The organism is Neptuniibacter sp. PT8_73 (assembly GCF_047778045.1).
In the GTDB taxonomy this organism is placed as follows: Bacteria; Pseudomonadota; Gammaproteobacteria; order Pseudomonadales; family Balneatricaceae; genus Neptuniibacter.
The window spans coordinates 3,128,474-3,146,022 of sequence record NZ_CP180545.1 but is presented as its reverse complement, the minus strand read 5'-3'; the positions used below and the strand labels follow the sequence as shown (position 1 = coordinate 3,146,022).

Sequence of the window (17,549 nt, the reverse complement as noted above, 5' to 3'; positions counted from 1 at the left end):
AGGTAGCATCCCTTGATTGCTTGATCTTATTCGAATTGGTTGATGTATGAATTTGAATGCTATTGAAATAGAGGCAGCACCGTTAAAGGCGATTCTTACGCCGAGTGTTATTACAGTTGCACCGGATTCTCCTTTAAAAACTGTGCTGGCGCTCATGCAAGAACATTCGATTAGTAGCGTTGTTGCTATAGACGATTCCGCTAAACCTGTAGGCATCTTCACCGAGAAAGATGCTATTCGTTTAATGCTTGATGATCAGGCTATCTCATCTTTAAGTATGGCTGAGGTTATGAGTCAGCCTGTCATCACTGTTTCCTCTAATCTTGGTTATGCCAAGGCGTACCAAACGATGTCTGAAAATAGTGTTAGGCATCTTGTGGTCGTTGATAGTGATGGGCAGTTGTTGGGTCTTGTCAGTGAAGGTGATTTTCTTCATCACATGGGGATGGAGTATTTAGTTGAGCTAAAGACTGTAGCCAATTCCATGAGTTGCCGGGTAAAAGGGGTCAACCCTGAAGAATCTTTGGCGACGGTGCTCTCTACTATGAATACCGAACACATAAGTTGTGTGGTCGTTGTTGAGAAGGGTTGTCCGGTTGGTATCTTGACCGAGCGGGATATGGTTCGGTTAGCAACTGAGCATCTTGATATAGAAAAGGTAAAAGCTATTGATGTGATGGCTTCGCCTTTGTTGACGGTCCTACCTGATCTGCCTCTACAAATCGCTAGTCGTATGATGGAGAGCAATCATATACGCCGCCTTGTAGTAGTCGAACATGATGGTTCGCTGAAAGGCATTCTTACGCGACACGATATCGCAAAATCCCTTCAAGGCTCCTACATAGAGTACCTGCAAGAAACGTTGGAACGTAAAAGCCGGGATCTAGTAAATACAGAAGCACGTTTGCGAGATATTGAGCAACGCGATTTTTATCAAAGTTTGGTTGAGCAGGTCAGTGATGCTATCTACATTATTGATGCTGATGATGGCCGGATTCTAGATGCCAACGAGAGCGCCTCTGAAAGCCTAGCTATGTCGCATACGGACTTGCTAAGTTTGCGGGTCGTTGATTTGACGACGGAAAATGATTCTCTTAATGATTGGTTAGAACACCATATTTCCGAACTTAAGAAAAAAGAGGAACAGTTAATAACGACAGAACATAGACGCTTGGATGGCACTATCTTCCCAGTCGAAATTAAGTCGCGCTTAGTTCGCTTTGGGCATAAAGACTATGTTGTTGCTATCGCGCGTGATCTGACTGAACGGTTCCAAGCGATAGATTCTATTCGTGATAGTGAACAACGCTTTAGAGTCTTGTTTGAGCAGTCACCTGTTCCTATGGCTTATGTTGGATTTGATGGAAAATTGATTAGCCTTAATAAAGCCTTCACAACAACATTAGGCTATTCAGCAAAACACCTACCCGATTTAGATACCTGGTTTTCCTTAGCTCATCCCGATCTACAATACCGTAAAGAAGCGCGTGAGCGTTGGTATGGTGCTATTGAACGAGCGCGTATAACCGATCATAAAATCCCCTTAAGTGAATATAAGATTACCTGCTTGGGGGGAAAGCAGAAACTGATTAACGCATCGGGTATCACCACTGAGTGTGGTTTCTTGGCCATTTTAGAAGATGTTACAGAGCGTAAGAACCAAGAAGATCGGTTACGTCAGGCGGCTGCCGTGTTTGGCAGTACCACAGAGGGGGTGATGATCACTTCGGCTGCAGGCGTTATTCAGCGTGTAAATGAAGCGTTTTGTCGTTTAACAGGGTATGACAGCGAAGAGGTTATTGGGCAACCCGCTAAAATTCTGCAGTCAGGTCGCCATGATGAGCAGTTTTATGCGGTGATGTGGGAGAGTTTGAGAGAAAAAGGCAGTTGGCAGGGAGAGATCTGGAATCGTCGCAAGGATGGTGCGGTTTATCCCGAGTTGTTGAGTATTAGTCAGGTTACAGATGGTCAACAAAAGGTTACTCACTATGTAGGTGTATTCTCTGATATATCCAAACTAAAGGAATCAGAGCAGAAACTTAATTACTTAGCTCATCATGACATGTTGACGAATTTACCCAATCGTCTGATGTTGCAATCGCGACTGGAACAATCCTTAGCGGTCGCAAAGCGAAACGGTAGGCAACTAGCATTATTGTTGCTGGATCTAGATCGCTTTAAAGATGTGAACGATAGCTTCGGCCATGCGGCAGGGGATGAGTTATTACAGCAGGTAGCTGCGCTTCTAAAAGAGCGCTTGCGACAAGTTGATCTGGTTTGTCGTATGGGCGGAGATGAATTTGCTCTATTACTGGATGATATCCAGCATCCAGAAGATGCAGGCCTTGTCGCTAATGAAATGATCGAGGCAATTAGTAAGCGTTGGACATTAAGTAATGGACGCGATGTTGCTATCGGTGGCTCTGTTGGTATTAGTATCTACCCGACGCAAAGTGAAGATGCTGAGGCATTGCTTCAGCATGCAGATGCTGCATTGTATCGTGCTAAAAGCGAAGGGCGTGGCTGTTTTCATTACTTTACGGAAGAGCTTACCCATGATGCCCGCAGCAGGTTAGAGCTTGAAGCCCGACTCTCTCGGGCGATTGATAATCAGGAACTCGAAGTTTTTTATCAGCCGCAAATCGATTTAGCTTCAGGAGAACTCGTTGGTGCCGAAGCGCTTGTACGTTGGCAAGATCCAGAGAAAGGCTTGATTGGTCCCGCCGATTTTATTCCATTAGCGGAGCAAACCGGTTTGATTAATCCAATAGGTCGATTTGTTCTTAAGCAAAGTTGTTCACAGCTCAAATCATGGTTGGATAAGGGGTATAAGCCTATCTCCATGGCTGTAAATTTATCTACTGTGCAGTTACGCCACACCGATATATGTCATTTAGTGACAAATGTACTGGAGCAAACGGGATTGCCAGCGCAGTATCTGGAATTGGAGATTACCGAAAGCGCTATGATGGAGAGGGAGCAGGAATTCATTGACCTGCTTCATCGACTGCGTGAGCTCGGCGTTAAAGTTGCTATTGATGATTTTGGTACGGGGTATTCTTCGCTCGCTTATCTTAAAAAATTCCCGATTGATGTCCTGAAAATTGATAAATCCTTTGTCGAGGATATTCCTCAAGATAAAGACGATATGGTGATTGCTGCGACTATAGTTGCTATGGGGCACAGCTTAGGTTTTAAAGTCTTAGCTGAAGGCGTAGAGACTGAGGAGCAGCTAGAATTCTTGCAAAGTAAGGCCTGTCACTATTATCAAGGCTACCTCAGTAGTCGGCCCGTTCCTTATCTCCAGTTTGAAAAAATGCTGATGAAGCCCCAATAGCATTAGCCTTTGGGCTAAAAATGGCCGTTTTTGAAAAGAAGGAGCGTGAACGGTCGGTTAGGTTTCTGCTAATCTAATTTAGTGAAAGAGAAAACAGTACCTGCTGTATTGAGGTTTTAGTTGTTGAGCCCTAAAGCACTATCATCATCGTTTAGCCATTTCTTAAGACGATTTAGCCTGGTAGCCATTCTTGCATCGATTGTCTTATTGCTGTTGAGTGGTTATGCCGCAAGTAAACTCTATGAGCGTTATGTAGTTCGTTTAGCTGAATCTAACGCAATAAATCTTACAGAAGCTATTTTCACAACTTATCAATCTGATCTGAATTCTGCGCTCAATTCTGCGCCGCTCTTGCCGCCGCAACTATTAGCCCTGAATAAGACTCTAAGGGATTTTATTCAGCCTTATGGCATTGTGAAAATTAAGCTTTTTGCTCCAAGTGGAATCATTATTTACAGCACTGATCTTAGTATTATCGGTAAAGATGCGAGCGCTAATGAGATGTTGCAACAGGCTTTGATTAGGGGAGCTAGCTCTAATATTCAAAGAAAAGACCAAATTAGGGATCTGGCTAATGAAACCCGCTTTGATGTCGATGTAGTTGAAAGCTACGTTGCTATGAGAAACCAGAAGGGTGTGCTAATCGGTGTCTTTGAAATCTACCAAGATACCTCTGGTTTTAGAGGGGAGGTGCAGCAAGGCATTATACTGTTTGTCGGTGTGTTAGCGATCATCCTACTCAGCGTTTTTGGAACGGCCTATGTGTTTATGCGTAAAGCTGTGAAGAAAATGATCTATCAACAAGAGATGTTAGAGGAATTAGCTACGGTTGATGCGGTGACCGGACTTTATAATCGTGCTGAGATTACGAGACGGATGGAGGCTGAATGGCAACGTTATAAGCGTTCTACCTCAAAACAAACTAGTTTTGCTTTACTCATGTTAGATCTTGATCACTTTAAGAGAGTAAACGATAACTATGGCCATCAGGTAGGGGATAAGCTTCTACAGTTAGTAGCTCATCGGCTGATGGGTGAACTGCGTTCATATTCATCGATTGGTCGATATGGAGGGGAGGAATTTATTGCTTTGATTCCTGATATCTCTTATGTAGCTGCGCAGCAAGTGGCAGAAAGGTTGCAACGCTTGGTTTCCCAATCAGAATATGCTCTGTTTGGCCATAAGCTGTCTATTTCTATAAGCATAGGCTTTGCTGTAGCTGAACCGACAGACCTGAATTTAGATGCTTTGATTAAAAGGGTGGACGATGCTCTGTATGAAGCGAAAAGGAGTGGTCGTAGTTGCGTAGTTGGTGCTGTTGGTGCAACACCTGAGAAAGTAGTTATCAAAGGTAAGAAAGTTTAAATCATTCATTAATGGTGGATGCGGGTTCCGCATCCACCGTCACCTCTTTTATTTTCTTTCAATCAGATCTAACTTTCTTACGTCTGATTGGCTTCTTCTAGATCCATTTCTACCTTTTTATGTGTGTTCACGATAGTTGATCTGTTCAACTGATACCAATCGACATTTCGCGTTGTTAGCATCGAAACGGCCAGTGTTGCAAAGATTAGTATAGAACCCATCAATAAGGCGAACCCCTCAGAGGAAATGATCATATAAAGCAAGCCATAGAGCCCTGCGATACCTGTAGCAAACCAATAGCCACGGGCTCTGCTTTGTAAGACTGCACTGAGATATAACCCGAGCAGTAAACAGCAAGCAATTGTGGCAATAATATAAGCCCAGAAGAAGGCGATATGTTCGCTCAGAGAAACTAAAAGTAAGTAGAACAGCGCTAACTCCAAGCCCACCATGCCGTATTGGATGACATGAATTTGAAGATTCTTTAGTACTTCAAATAGAAAGAACAGCATAAAAGTGACAGCGATAAACAGTAAACCGTACTTTATAGATCGTTCCGCTTGAGAATACATATCGATAGGATCGATAAAGTCAGTACCTACAGAGTGGCTCGTGAAATCACAGTAGTTGCTATTTTGACACTCTTTTAGCACCGACTCTAAGTCACCGGCAAAAGGCGAGGTTTTCCAGTTCGCTTGGAAGCCAGTATCTTCAACGGTGTAATCAGTAGGTAGATGCCGGCCGTTAAAACTCGGGTGTGGCCAATCGGAACTCATGCTGATAGAGCTATTATCTCCAGCAGGTGTGATCATCAAGCGCTCCATCCCTTTAATCTGTAGATTAAAGAAAAAATGCGTCGTTTCGCTTTCATCAGCCCATGAACCTAGTTCAGCATGAATCCCCTGAGTCGATGACTTTAAACCGCTGCCAGCGGCAAAGCTTAGACTGCTGCCATTCCAATCTGACGTTGGTTCAGAAACGATGCCGCGCATATCTGAAATCAAAATGCTGAGTTTTGCATCGCCCCAAGAGAGATAACCTTTATATTTAGCTTCTTGCTCTTGTTGGTATTTGTGTAGCTTCGTACGCTGAAATGAGCCTGACATCTCCACGGTACCGTTATACACAGGTATCTGATAAATACCGCGATTACGGGTGGAATTGTTTATATTTACTTGGCTATCGAATTGGTTTGGTAATAGCAGGTATTGCCCTTGTTTCTTCTTGTGGACTAATAAATAGCTTTTTGTTTTATCGTTCCATTGCTTTTCAGTGTATTCAAGCTGCCAAGGGATGATCATCACAGGACCTGTTATGGTCTGATTCCCTGTCCATTTACTTGCGATATCACGTGTAACTTGATCTCGATAATTCATACGCTCATAGATAACCCCTTGTTCCAATAACAAAGGGATCCACAAAAGCAGGCCTAAAAAGCCAATGACGATGAGTTTTAAGGTGATTTTCTTAGACATCATCTCTCTCCATAACTGATTTATAGAGCAAAGTTTAAAAAGGGCGTATGGGGAGCTGATGTGAGAAATGTGTGTTTTGTGTGTGGAAAATGCACTTACTTCACATTGAGTAAGGCCTGTAGCAGAATGCTAGGAGTTTTGTGATTGCTTCAGGAAGAACGATTAAATATAAGTGCAAATGGATTTGTTTTTCTCTTTATCCACTGCCTTCCCTGTTTCCTCCTTCTTATTCTTTAGCGCGTTAATCCAATGTTTAAGGAAGGGTAGATCTGTATGAATGGAATTTTTGAGAAGAAAAAAATAGCCCAAGTGATTCTTGGCGGGGCGTTTGTAGCGTTGGTCGGTTGTGATAGTAAAACCCCTGAGTCTGAAGCCGCCCTAGCTCCTGAAGTTGAAAATCAGGAGGTGCAAACAAAGAAGGTAAAAGCACCAACGTATACCGCTACAGCTTTAACGCGTTCAGCGTGGTTACGCGAGCAACTTCCCGAAACTGCTTTCTTCTACGCACGAATTCCTTCACTTTGGGATTTGGCTTCTTATAAAGATGACAGTTTTAAATTCGCTCATGGTAACAAGGCTTATTTAAAAGAGATTAAAAAAATCCAAGAGGCGAGTGCTAAGTGGTTTAAAAAAGGGGAGGCTGATATTGAAACATTGCTAACTCTGCTTGGTAGTCAAATGGATGGCCCGGTTGAAGTTGTTGCTTATGGGCAAGACAATCAACCTCAGTTGCTAATCAGTTCTCATGTTCGTTTTACTCAGGAAAAAGAGCTAAAAGCGATTATCGAATTGCTGATCAGCAAGCGTGTGATTATTGATGAGCTTGAACCTATGCAAAATGGTGCAGGTGTCTTGATGACTAAAGCTGCGCCTCTTGCTTATAAATGGGATCAAAACCTAGGCCGTTTGAATCTGATGTTAAACCTTCAAGGAGCTGACTCTACCAGCCTTGATAGCGCTTTTTCTGCTTTAAAACCAAACCCTACTAGTCCTATGTTTAGTAATGAGCAGGTGATGGATGATAGTCATAAAGGCCTGTATTTATGGTTTAACAATCAGTTGGCATCACCGGTATACCAGCCTCTACTGCCACCTGACGCAGCAATGCCTATGGCAGCGATGGGTGCACATCAGATCGAAACAGTTGCGGCAAGCTGGGGGGTTAGTAACGGCAAAGGTCGCTTAAAAGTCCAATTGGATGCACCAAGCGAAAGTATGGTGCGCCAGTTTATTCCTGCGAATAAAAACAGTTATCCAATCAAAACTGCCGGCAAGCCCGGACTTGCGCTTTCTTTGAGTTTACCCGCTTATAGCGATTTTAAGCGTTTGGAGATGATGGCTGGTGGGTTGAATAACAATAAGTACCAAGAGAGCAAAGCAAAGGCCTCTGAGGCATTGGGTTACCCAGTTGATAATTGGTTTAAAGCGATTGGGCCTGAGGTTGTTTTGATATCCGATCAAGCGGGGAGTATTTGGGCTGTTCGCCTGCGTAGCCCGGAAGAATTCAATAAGATCATGACGGCGACCAAGGCATGGCCTTCTGCGCGCTATGAAAGTCGCAATATTAATGGCCAAGAGATCCATCACTTAAAATTGCCTTCCATGTATTCTTCTGCTGAAGAAGAGATGGCGGCAGATAAGAATTTTTCACCTCTACTTGCTGACCTAATTACTAAAATTGGTACTCACCTTTATTGGCAACAAGAGGGTGAGTTTTTGATTATGGCGGACCTCCCTCAAGTGCTATTTGATCGTCAGGCTATGCTTTCAGATCAGACCTTGGAGCAGTGGTTGGTAGAAGAGCAGCGTCAGGATATCTCTGCTAGTACTTTTGCCTTCTCAGGTAACATCCGGAATGCACCACGCCGTATTTATTACTACTACCTAAACGGTCTGCAAGCTTTGGGTGATCTGACTAATGCGAATCAGGACTTATTAGGTCTGCCGTCTGCTGGTCAGTTGCAGCTAGCGAAGCAAGGGACCTTTGGTGTGCAGTTAGACTCGTCTGATAAAAAACTGGCAATGGAATTCACCTTTGAGTCTTCGCCAGCAGATATTGTTCTAGCGGGTGAAGGTGCTGCGACAATTGCTGCAGTAGGTGTTATGGCTGCCGTGGCAATCCCTGCGTATGATGAATATACAAAACGAGCTCAGATTGCAGAGGTCTATTTTGCTAGCTCTGAAGTGCGACGCAAGTTAGAGCAATTTCACCGTGATTCAGGACGATTCCCAAATGAACAAGAAATGGGTAAATTCTATGATGACTTCTATTGGGACTATCCAATTGATGATATAGAGGTAGAACCTGATACTGGCATTGTGTATATCTCATTTGAAAAAGATATTAGAGAGCATTCTGGTGAGGTTTTAGAGCTTCATCCTGATCTAACTAATGCGGGGATTAGCTGGTACTGTGAAGCTGAGTATATACCTCGTAAACACATGCCGGCTGAGTGCAGATAACACTCAATGGCGGGAGAAAAAGCTGCTTTAGGGCAGCTTTTTTATTGCTTGTTGGTCCGTGTTTTTAGTTTATTTAGGAAAGTGAAACTTCGCCTCTACACCTGTTTTATCTCTGTTTTTTAACGCGATGGTCGCATGATGTAGTTGGGCGATTTGCCGTACAAAACTTAAGCCTAAACCTGTACTTTTCTGACCTGTATTTGGCCGCGGCAATGAGTAGAAACGGTTCCATATTTGGGCTAAGGCATATTCAGGAATGCCGCTACCTTGATCGCTAATGATAAGTTCGATACCGCTGTCTAAAGCGTTTAAATGGATCTCAATCTGACTGTTATCAGGGCTGAAGTCTATCGCATTATCCAGAAGTCCTCTGATTGCTTGTGCAAGTAGTAGGGGATCACCAGCTATCTTAACGTTTTCATCCAGTTCCAAGTATATATTGATCTGCCGCTGTTGCTTTAGGGAGAGAGAGATCTGTTCGCACTCATGTTGAATGAGCTGTGTTAAATCAACTTGTTCAGGGCTCTCGAGCGCAGCACGATTTTCTAAACGCGCTAGTGATAATACTTTATCCACAAGTGCTTTTAGACGCTCAGTTTGTGTCTCTATATTCTGAGCTAGCTGTTGCTGCATCTCTTTATTATCGACAACAGCAATTAACTCAGCAGCTCCCTGTAATGTGGTAAGGGGGCTTTTCATCTCATGGGTGAGGCTGAGCGTGTATTCCTCTATATATTGTTTACCATCTAGCGCGGCGCGCATCTGCTCCATCGCGTCGGCAAGTTGAGCTAAATCGGGATCACTCAATTTGGGTGTTTGGCTTTGTTCGCCTTTGCTGACCTTCTGTGCATAATCCACTAATCGGTGAATGCTTAGACTCAGCCAAGTGGCGAGTAGCGCGCCTGCTAATGCTGCAGCAATCAACAGCCACATACCTTTGGAGCGAATGTTATCTCGAGCAGCTTGCCAAAATGGTTCGACGCTGACGTTAGGTTTGCCGACAGAGATTACGCCAGCAATTTGCTGTTCACCTTTTTCACTAGGTGCGTATATTGGGGCGCCGATATACATTACCGAACTGAAATTATCCTGCGGATTTTCTTGGGTGCTACGTGCGCCGTATCTGCCTTGTAGAGTGAGGTAAACATCATTCCATTGAGAGTAATCAGCACCTACGTCTCGATTGCTAGAGTCATAAATGACAACGCCTTGGCGGTTGGTAACGTAAACCCGTAGATCTGTTTTTGCTTGTTTATGGGACCAGATCGTTGCGTTAATCGGACGTCTAAGCGTTTTTTCAATGGCGGGTTTGAGTAGCTGAATTTGAATGGGGTCGTTGATTGTTGAAGGGGCTATTACTTCCGCAAGGAGGTTAGAGGTATCGATTAGGGCGGTTTCGAGGGATTGCCTAAGCCCAGGTTTTACTTCCAGCAACATTGAATTGAGGAAAAAGTAGATACCCAATCCCAAGATGCCGGCGTAAGCAAGAAAGAGCTTAATGCCAAATTTCATTGCCCGAACCTTAAGCTGTAACCAAGGCCTCGGTGGGTATAAATTAACTGATCAGGGTGAACCAGTTTTAGCTTTGCGCGCAGAGTTTTGATATGGGTATCAACCGCACGATCGAGACTGTGTTCTGGATTTTCCCACGCCGCCGTCATAAGCTGTTCACGACTAAAAACTTGCTCTGGACTTTGCAAAAGAGTGCTAAGCAGTAGAAATTCGATGCGGGTTAAAACGAGCTGTTCTTGATGATAAAAGATGCAAGCGCGTTTTGTATCGAGTTGCAGTGGTGAAGTTTTTGACTTAGAAGGAGCAGCCGTTTTTTCAACCGATGGAGATACCCGACGTAAAATAGTTTTGACTCGCGTGCTGAGTTCTCTAGGGCTAAAAGGTTTAGTGACATAATCATCGGCACCTAGCTCTAGCCCAAGAATACGATCTATCTCATCGGATCTGGCGGTCAGGAATATAATGGGAATATTGGAGAACTGCCGAATCTTTTTACACAGTTCAAAACCATTGTAGTCGGGTAAGCCAACATCAATAATCGCGAGGTCAAAACAACCTTCCTTTAGCTGATTTAATCCCTCTTCAGCTAACAGAAAATGTTGGCAATCAAAACCATCGAGTTGCAGAGCAAACTTTACGTTATCTGCAATGCTGGGTTCATCTTCGACAATCAGTATGTTGGCTTGTGAATTTGACACTGGTTTAGTCAGTTCTCTTTGTCCCTAAAAGTTCGATCATATAACCATCAGGGTCTTTTACAAAGGCCAAGATCGTTGATCCGTGTTTCATCGGTCCAGCAGGGCGAACCACTTCGCCGCCTTTGGCTGTTATTGCATCGCACGCGGCGTATACATCTTCAACTTCAATGGCTAAGTGACCAAACGCATTACCGAGCTCGTATTGATCGGTATCCCAGTTATGGGTGAGTTCGAGTGCGGTATGCTCAGACTCATCGCCATAACCTAAAAAAGCTAAGGTAAAGCGGCCGTCAGGATAGTCTTTACTACGTAGCAGTTTCATACCCATTAGCTGTGTATAAAACTCAATAGATTGCTGTAAATCAGTAACACGCAACATGGTGTGTAAAAGGCGCATAATTCAGCATCCTTTTTATTTATCTTTGGTATGATGGGAGATATAAGTTTTGCCATTATATCTTTACAGTGCTTTATTATAAGGATAGATATAACAGAAGTCCTACGTTCTGTTCTGGGTATTGTGTGCGTACGGTTGTTTCTCTGGCGAGATAGGGAAGGTGTTTATGTTTCAAGATATGAATAAAAAGATCTCGGATTCGATGGGTCCGTTTAAAGAGTTGGTCAATATTCAAACCAAGATGCTTGAAGAGCTTACTCGCCAGCAGATGGAATGCACAAAGTCTTGTATTGAGGCGACTATTCAGCAAACAAAAGAGATGCAAAAGTGTCAGTCACCAAGTGATTTGATGGAGCTACAACGTAGCTATGCGAAAGAACTGGAAGACACACTCAAGGCGGCAAGCGAACAGAATATGAAAGCGTTACAAGAGGCTCGCACAGAGATTGAAGATGTAGCTCAGCATACATTCGACGCTTTTAATAAGTAATTTTAAACCACCTAAAAAGCAGCCTAGGGCTGCTTTTTTTGTTTTATCTGGAAAGAAAAATGAGTGCTTCAATCGGTTTGTTTTACGGCTCTACTACGGGAAATACTGAAAGCGTAGCAGAGCTAATTACTGAACACCTAGGTCAAGATAAAGTCCATCGTATCGATATTGCTGCTGACGGTATTGATAGCGTCTCTGAATATGAACATCTCATCCTTGGAATCTCTACTTGGGACTTTGGTGAGCTGCAGGAAGATTGGGCTGACCTATGGGAACAGTTGGATGCCGTAGCGGTTGCAGGTAAAAGCTGTGCCCTGTTTGGCTTAGGTGATCAAATCGGCTATAGCGAGTGGTTTTTAGATGCGATGGGTCTATTGCACGAAAGGTTGCAGAGTAAAGGTGCTCAGATTGTTGGGTATTGGCCTGTTGAGGGTTATAACTTTGAAGCCTCTAAAGCGCTAACGCCTGATCATAAGCAGTTTGTCGGCCTGGCGATTGATGAAGATTGCCAGCGTTCAGAAACTGAAGAGCGTGTTGCTACTTGGTGTCAGCAAATCTGCAAAGAGTTCGAATTGTAGTCTTACCGTTGTTATCAAATCCGTGCTAACTATTCAGCCTAAACAAGTAGTGTTATGCGCTGATTTTCGGTAAAATACCGCCCTTTTTTAAACTGCCGGCTATAGATTCTATACCATGGAAATTAACCCGATTCTTAACAACCTCAAAGATATTACAGTGCGGACTGAAGCGCTTCGTGGCTTTCTTGATTACGAAGGCAAAAAAGAGCGCCTGGAAGAGGTCACTCGTGAGCTGGAAGACCCTGCAGTTTGGGATAATCCAGAAAATGCGCAGCAATTGGGTAAAGAGCGTTCTACGCTTGAGGCTGTGGTAAACACAATCGACGAACTGACAGCGGGTGTTGATGATACACGCGATCTGTTAGACATGGCTGTTGAAGAAGATGACGAAGATACAGTCGCAGAAGTCGAAAGTGATGTTAATAGCATGCTGGATAAACTGCAGACGCTTGAATTCCGTCGTATGTTCTCTGGTGAAGCTGATCCAAATAACGCTTTCCTAGATATCCAAGCAGGTTCTGGCGGCACTGAGGCTCAAGATTGGGCTGAAATGATGCTGCGTATGTACCTGCGTTGGGGTGAGGATAAAGGCTTTAAAACTGAGTTGTTGGAATGTTCTGCGGGCGATGTTGCAGGTATCAAGTCTGCGACGATTAGTTTCCAAGGCGAATACGCTTTTGGTTGGTTGCGTACCGAAACCGGTGTTCACCGTCTAGTACGTAAATCACCATTCGATTCAGGTGGTCGTCGTCATACATCTTTCTCTTCTGTATTTGTATCTCCAGAGATTGATGACAACGTTGAAATTGAGATCAACCCAGCAGATCTACGTGTCGATGTATACCGTGCATCGGGTGCTGGTGGTCAGCACGTCAACCGTACGGAATCTGCGGTACGTATTACGCACGAACCTTCTGGCATCGTAGTACAAAGCCAAGCGCAGCGTTCTCAGCACCAGAACAAAGACACCTGTATGAAACAGCTTCGCGCTAAGCTATATGAAGTTGAGATGCTTAAGCGTTCAGAAGCGGCGCAGGAGCAAGAAGATAATAAAGCGGATATTGGCTGGGGCAGTCAGATTCGTTCTTATGTGTTGGATGATCAGCGCATTAAAGATCTGCGTACAAACGTTCAGAGCTCGAACTGTGACAAAGTATTGGACGGCGATCTGGATCTATTTATCGAAGCTAGCCTTAAAGCTGGCCTGTAAAGAATTTATTAACTTAAAGGTTTACCACACCGATGTCTGATAATACTCAGAAGCAAGATGAAAACCGCCTGATTGCGGAGCGCCGTGAAAAGCTAAGCGCGCTACGTGATGAAGGTAATGCATTCCCAAATAACTTCCGTCGCGATAGTTATGCTGAAGACCTTCAGGCTCAGTACGGCGATAAATCGAAGGAAGAGTTGGCTGAAGCAGGCATCAAGGTGAGCATTGCGGGTCGTGTAATGCTAAATCGTGGTGCTTTTGGTGTTATTCAGGATATGACAGGTCGTATCCAGTTTTACGTAAACAAAGAAGCACGTAAGTTTGCTAAAAGCTTGGACCTTGGTGATATCGTAGGTATCACAGGTGAGCTGCATAAGTCTGGTAAAGGCGATCTATATGTAGATATGGGCGAATACCAGCTACTTACTAAAAACTTGCGTCCACTGCCTGATAAGCACAAAGGTCTTCAGGACACTGAGATTCGTTACCGTCAGCGTTATGTTGACCTGATCACTAACGAAGATTCTCGTAAGGTATTTGAAACACGTTCTAAGATCGTTTCTGGTATCCGTAATTACCTGACTGAGCGTCGCTTTATCGAAGCTGAAACGCCTATGTTGCAGGTGATTCCAGGTGGTGCGACAGCGCGTCCATTTATCACGCACCACAACGCGCTAGATCGCGATATGTATCTGCGTATTGCACCTGAGTTATATCTGAAACGTTTGGTTGTCGGCGGTTTTGAACGTGTATTCGAGATCAACCGTAACTTCCGTAACGAAGGTCTTTCTACGCGTCACAACCCAGAATTCACAATGATTGAATTCTATCAGGCGTATGCGGATTACAATGATCTGATGGATCTAACAGAAGATATGCTGCGTACTGTTGCGCAAGATGTTTTGGGCACAACAACAATCATCAATACAGTACGTAACGATGAAGGTGAAGTGCTGGAAACATTTGAATACGATCTGGAAAAACCATTCCGTCGTATCAGTGTGTTCGACTCTATTCTTCATTACAACGATGACATCACTGCTGAAGCATTAGCAGATGAAACTGCTGCACGTCAGATTGCAGAGCGCATGGACATCGATGTTAAAGATAGCTGGGGCCTAGGTAAGGTTCAGATTGAGATCTTCGAAAAGACTGTAGAACACCGTTTGGATCAGCCTACATTCATCACTGAATACCCAGCAGAAGTGTCTCCGCTTGCACGTCGTAACGATGCAAACCCGTTCATTACTGATCGTTTCGAGTTCTTCGTAGGTGGTCGTGAGCTTGCTAATGGCTTCTCGGAGTTGAATGATTCTGAAGACCAAGCTGAACGTTTCCGTGCGCAAGTAGCTGAAAAGGATGCGGGTGATGATGAAGCGATGCACTACGATGGTGACTACATCAACGCGTTGGAATACGGCCTACCACCAACGGCTGGTGAAGGTATTGGTATCGACCGTTTGGTGATGCTGTTTACTGATTCTCCATCTATTCGTGATGTGATCCTATTCCCTGCGATGCGTCCGCGCGGTTAAGATCAGAACTGTTTTCATACTAAAAGCCCTCGTTTGAGGGCTTTTTTGTATATAGCTAAACCTATGGTTGTTCTATATCGTTAGGTAAAAAAAGGAAGAGATACTGTGGCGATGAGCTGGTTATTCCCAACAGAAAAACGCTCTATACCGGCTAAGCGCTGGTTGGGCATAAGTTTGCGAACGATTCATCTCGTTGGTATTGCTGGTTTAGCTGGCGCCTATCTTTTTCAGCAGCCAGAGAGTAGTTGGTACCCTTATCTGCTTATGACCCTTGTTAGTGGTTTTCTGATGGCCGCTATGGAAGTGTATGGGGATGGTATTTGGTTGATACAGCTTAGAGGCACTGCTATCGGGATTAAGTTGCTGCTTTTATCCACAGTTTTTTGGTGGTTTGAGCAGCCAAATGCTTATATCTATTTTCTAGCAATTATCATTTCTGGCATCGTTTCTCACGCCCCTGGAAAGTTACGGTATTATTCCATCTGGCATCGTAGAGTTATTACAGAGCCTGTTGAGTTAAGTTCTAACGAAGTTAAAAATTGTGGTGGTTGATACTAATATGGCACTTGAAAACGCTCCAAGCTGGCAAGCTGTTTTGGCTGAACAATTTCAGCAGCCGTATATGCTAGCTCTTAAAGAGTTCCTTAAAGAACAAAAAGCTCAGCGTAAAATTATCTACCCTCATTCAGATAATTGGTTTCATGCTTTAGAAACGACTCCTTTGGATGATGTTAAGGTCGTGATTTTGGGGCAGGATCCTTACCATCAACCCGGTCAAGCTCATGGGTTGTGCTTTTCGGTCATGCCAGGGGTCAAGGTGCCGCCCTCTCTAGTGAATATCTATAAAGAGCTAGAGAGTGATTTAGGGCTTCCTCGACCTGATCATGGTTATCTGGAATCATGGGCTCAGCAAGGGGTTTTGCTTCTGAATAGCGTGCTCACAGTAGAGGAGAGCAGTGCTGGTGCTCATCAAGGTAAAGGCTGGGAAACATTTACCGACCAAATTATCCAAGCAGTAAATCAACATTGCGACAATGTTGTGTTTCTTCTTTGGGGGAGTTACGCGCAGAAAAAAGGAGCCTGTATTGATCAGACGAGGCATCTTGTCTTAAAAGCGCCTCACCCATCACCTTTGTCAGCTCATCGAGGGTTCTTAGGCTGTCAGCATTTCAGTCAAACTAATCAGTATCTGCAGCAGCAAGGTAAAGCGCCTATCGATTGGCAGCTTCCATCTCTCTAGATTCCATAGATAGTGGTAATTCTGATTGCGCCACCGGGCTTGGGGTAAAGTAGCAATGCTGACCGCGCCCGCGTTTTTTACTTTCATACATTGCTATATCGGCGCAGTGTAATAATCCCTCAAAGTCTATAGCGTCTTTTGGAGCAAAAGCGGTTCCTGCGCTACAGCGTATATGAAGTGCTGCTGGGGTATCGATAATCGGATGATCCAGACGTTCATGGATACGCTCCATAATATGGTCCAAAGCTTCCTGTGCTTCAAACATACTGTCGGCTTGAATCAGTAAAATAAACTCGTCGCCAGCAAGACGGGCCAGAATATCATCTTCACGAAGGATTTGGTTTATAGCCGTAGTGAAGTTTGTGAGAACTTTGTCGCCGACGTTATGGCCGTACTCGTCATTAATAGGTTTGAAGAAATCTAGATCGATAAAGGTAAGCGATAGGGTGCTCTGTTTTCTTTGTGCCCGACTGATCGCTTGTTTGGTAATGGCCTCAAGCATTTTTCGATTGGGTAGGCCGGTTAGCTGGTCAGTATGTGCTAGTTCTTGTAGGCGTCTATTTTGCTCGGATATTTGAGTGTTAGCTAAAGCTAGCTTTTGCATGTAACGAGTTCGACTATCGGTAAAGCGGTGTACAGAATAACCTGATATTAACGTCATGGTGACGATAGCTAAGAGAAGCAAAGCGAGGAGGGAGTTTTGAGCTGTGTCCTCATAGCTAATACGCAATTTTAGCGAACTTTCTAACGCATTCGCCTTCTGAATGATCTCTATAAAAATCTTATCTTGTCGCTGTTCTTCCTCGGTTCCGGCAAGCGCTTCCTCTAAATTGAGATATCTTTGATCGATCGACTTACGGAGTTGCTGTAACCTGTAAACAAGTCTATTGGCTTGCAGTCTAAGCTCTTTATACTCTAGTGGTTGGTATATATTCTGTTTGAGGGTACCGCCATCCAAGATGGCGTTGGCGTACCATGTCGCCTGATCTAAGTGTGTATAGACTGTGTCTACCGATACAGAATGGTCACCCGCGGAGATCTCTTCAAACCAAAGGTGAGCTTGCGCTACCTCAAGTTTTATCTCCATAGAGGCATCGAGCCAAGGAATATATTTTTGCAGGGTGCTTTGAGCACTAAGGTGGATATAGAGGAGAAGAAGTAGGCACAGTAAGGCCGTTGCACCAGTAAGCAATAACGGTACTCTCGGACTGGTTGGTGCCGAAGTTTTCATCCCTGAGCCTCTCCCTAG

At 44.1% G+C, this 17,549-nt stretch carries 14 protein-coding genes; 9 read left to right on the top strand and 5 right to left on the bottom strand.

The features are described 5' to 3' along the window. Positions 1-46 precede the first annotated feature (46 nt). Together ACMXYN_RS14240 and ACMXYN_RS14235 are read left to right on the top strand one after the other, a co-directional pair. On the top strand, positions 47-3,337 hold the full coding sequence (locus tag ACMXYN_RS14240) for an EAL domain-containing protein (RefSeq protein ID WP_415892397.1): 3,291 nt from the start codon (positions 47-49) through the stop codon (positions 3,335-3,337). Positions 3,338-3,460: 123 nt separating this feature from the next. Further along, positions 3,461-4,702, top strand: coding sequence for a GGDEF domain-containing protein (locus ACMXYN_RS14235; protein WP_415892396.1), 1,242 nt, complete (start codon positions 3,461-3,463; stop codon positions 4,700-4,702). 77 nt (positions 4,703-4,779) lie between these two features. On the opposite strand, the gene creD is transcribed toward ACMXYN_RS14235, so the two are convergent. Next, entirely contained in the window at positions 4,780-6,177 is a 1,398-nt protein-coding gene (creD, locus tag ACMXYN_RS14230; protein WP_415892395.1) for a cell envelope integrity protein CreD, read from the bottom strand. Between the two features lie 273 nt (positions 6,178-6,450). Here creD and ACMXYN_RS14225 point away from each other — a divergent pair, with 273 nt between their 5' ends. Then, the gene (locus ACMXYN_RS14225; protein WP_415892394.1) at positions 6,451-8,640 is read left to right on the top strand and encodes a pilin; all 2,190 of its coding nucleotides are present in this window, start codon (positions 6,451-6,453) and stop codon (positions 8,638-8,640) included. Between the two features lie 69 nt (positions 8,641-8,709). On the opposite strand, the gene creC is transcribed toward ACMXYN_RS14225, so the two are convergent. From creC to gloA, 3 genes are read right to left on the bottom strand one after another with little or no spacing between them, the layout of a single operon-like run. Then, the gene (gene creC / locus ACMXYN_RS14220) at positions 8,710-10,152 is read right to left on the bottom strand and encodes a two-component system sensor histidine kinase CreC (protein WP_415892393.1); all 1,443 of its coding nucleotides are present in this window, start codon (positions 10,150-10,152) and stop codon (positions 8,710-8,712) included. Next, on the bottom strand, positions 10,149-10,850 hold the full coding sequence (gene creB / locus ACMXYN_RS14215) for a two-component system response regulator CreB (protein WP_415892392.1): 702 nt from the start codon (positions 10,848-10,850) through the stop codon (positions 10,149-10,151). The genes creC and creB overlap by 4 nt, the downstream gene beginning before the upstream one ends. Before the next feature lie 4 nt (positions 10,851-10,854). Beyond that, entirely contained in the window at positions 10,855-11,247 is a 393-nt protein-coding gene (gene gloA / locus ACMXYN_RS14210; RefSeq protein WP_415889134.1) for a lactoylglutathione lyase, read from the bottom strand. 166 nt (positions 11,248-11,413) lie between these two features. On the opposite strand from gloA, the gene ACMXYN_RS14205 reads away from it, so the two are divergent. The 6 genes from ACMXYN_RS14205 (at position 11,414) to ung (ending at position 16,300) form a co-directional block, all read left to right on the top strand. Then, positions 11,414-11,737 (top strand): phasin family protein, encoded by a 324-nt coding sequence (locus tag ACMXYN_RS14205; protein WP_415889133.1) that lies wholly within the window; start codon positions 11,414-11,416, stop codon positions 11,735-11,737. Between the two features lie 59 nt (positions 11,738-11,796). Next, positions 11,797-12,315, top strand: coding sequence for a flavodoxin FldB (gene fldB / locus ACMXYN_RS14200; protein ID WP_415892391.1), 519 nt, complete (start codon positions 11,797-11,799; stop codon positions 12,313-12,315). A 115-nt stretch (positions 12,316-12,430) separates the two neighbouring features. Next, on the top strand, positions 12,431-13,525 hold the full coding sequence (gene prfB / locus ACMXYN_RS14195; protein WP_415889130.1) for a peptide chain release factor 2: 1,095 nt from the start codon (positions 12,431-12,433) through the stop codon (positions 13,523-13,525). 32 nt (positions 13,526-13,557) lie between these two features. After that, entirely contained in the window at positions 13,558-15,060 is a 1,503-nt protein-coding gene (lysS, locus tag ACMXYN_RS14190) for a lysine--tRNA ligase (RefSeq protein ID WP_415892390.1), read from the top strand. 111 nt (positions 15,061-15,171) lie between these two features. Beyond that, positions 15,172-15,612: a hypothetical protein gene (locus ACMXYN_RS14185; RefSeq protein ID WP_415892389.1), complete on the top strand. Its 441-nt coding sequence runs from the start codon at positions 15,172-15,174 to the stop codon at positions 15,610-15,612. Positions 15,613-15,619: 7 nt separating this feature from the next. Continuing rightward, positions 15,620-16,300, top strand: coding sequence for a uracil-DNA glycosylase (ung, locus tag ACMXYN_RS14180; protein ID WP_415892388.1), 681 nt, complete (start codon positions 15,620-15,622; stop codon positions 16,298-16,300). On the opposite strand, the gene ACMXYN_RS14175 is transcribed toward ung, so the two are convergent. Next, positions 16,272-17,531 carry a GGDEF domain-containing protein gene (locus tag ACMXYN_RS14175; RefSeq protein WP_415892386.1) on the bottom strand — a complete coding sequence of 420 codons (1,260 nt, stop codon included), beginning with the start codon at positions 17,529-17,531 and terminating at the stop codon, positions 16,272-16,274. The genes ung and ACMXYN_RS14175 overlap by 29 nt on opposite strands. Positions 17,532-17,549: the final 18 nt, after the last annotated feature.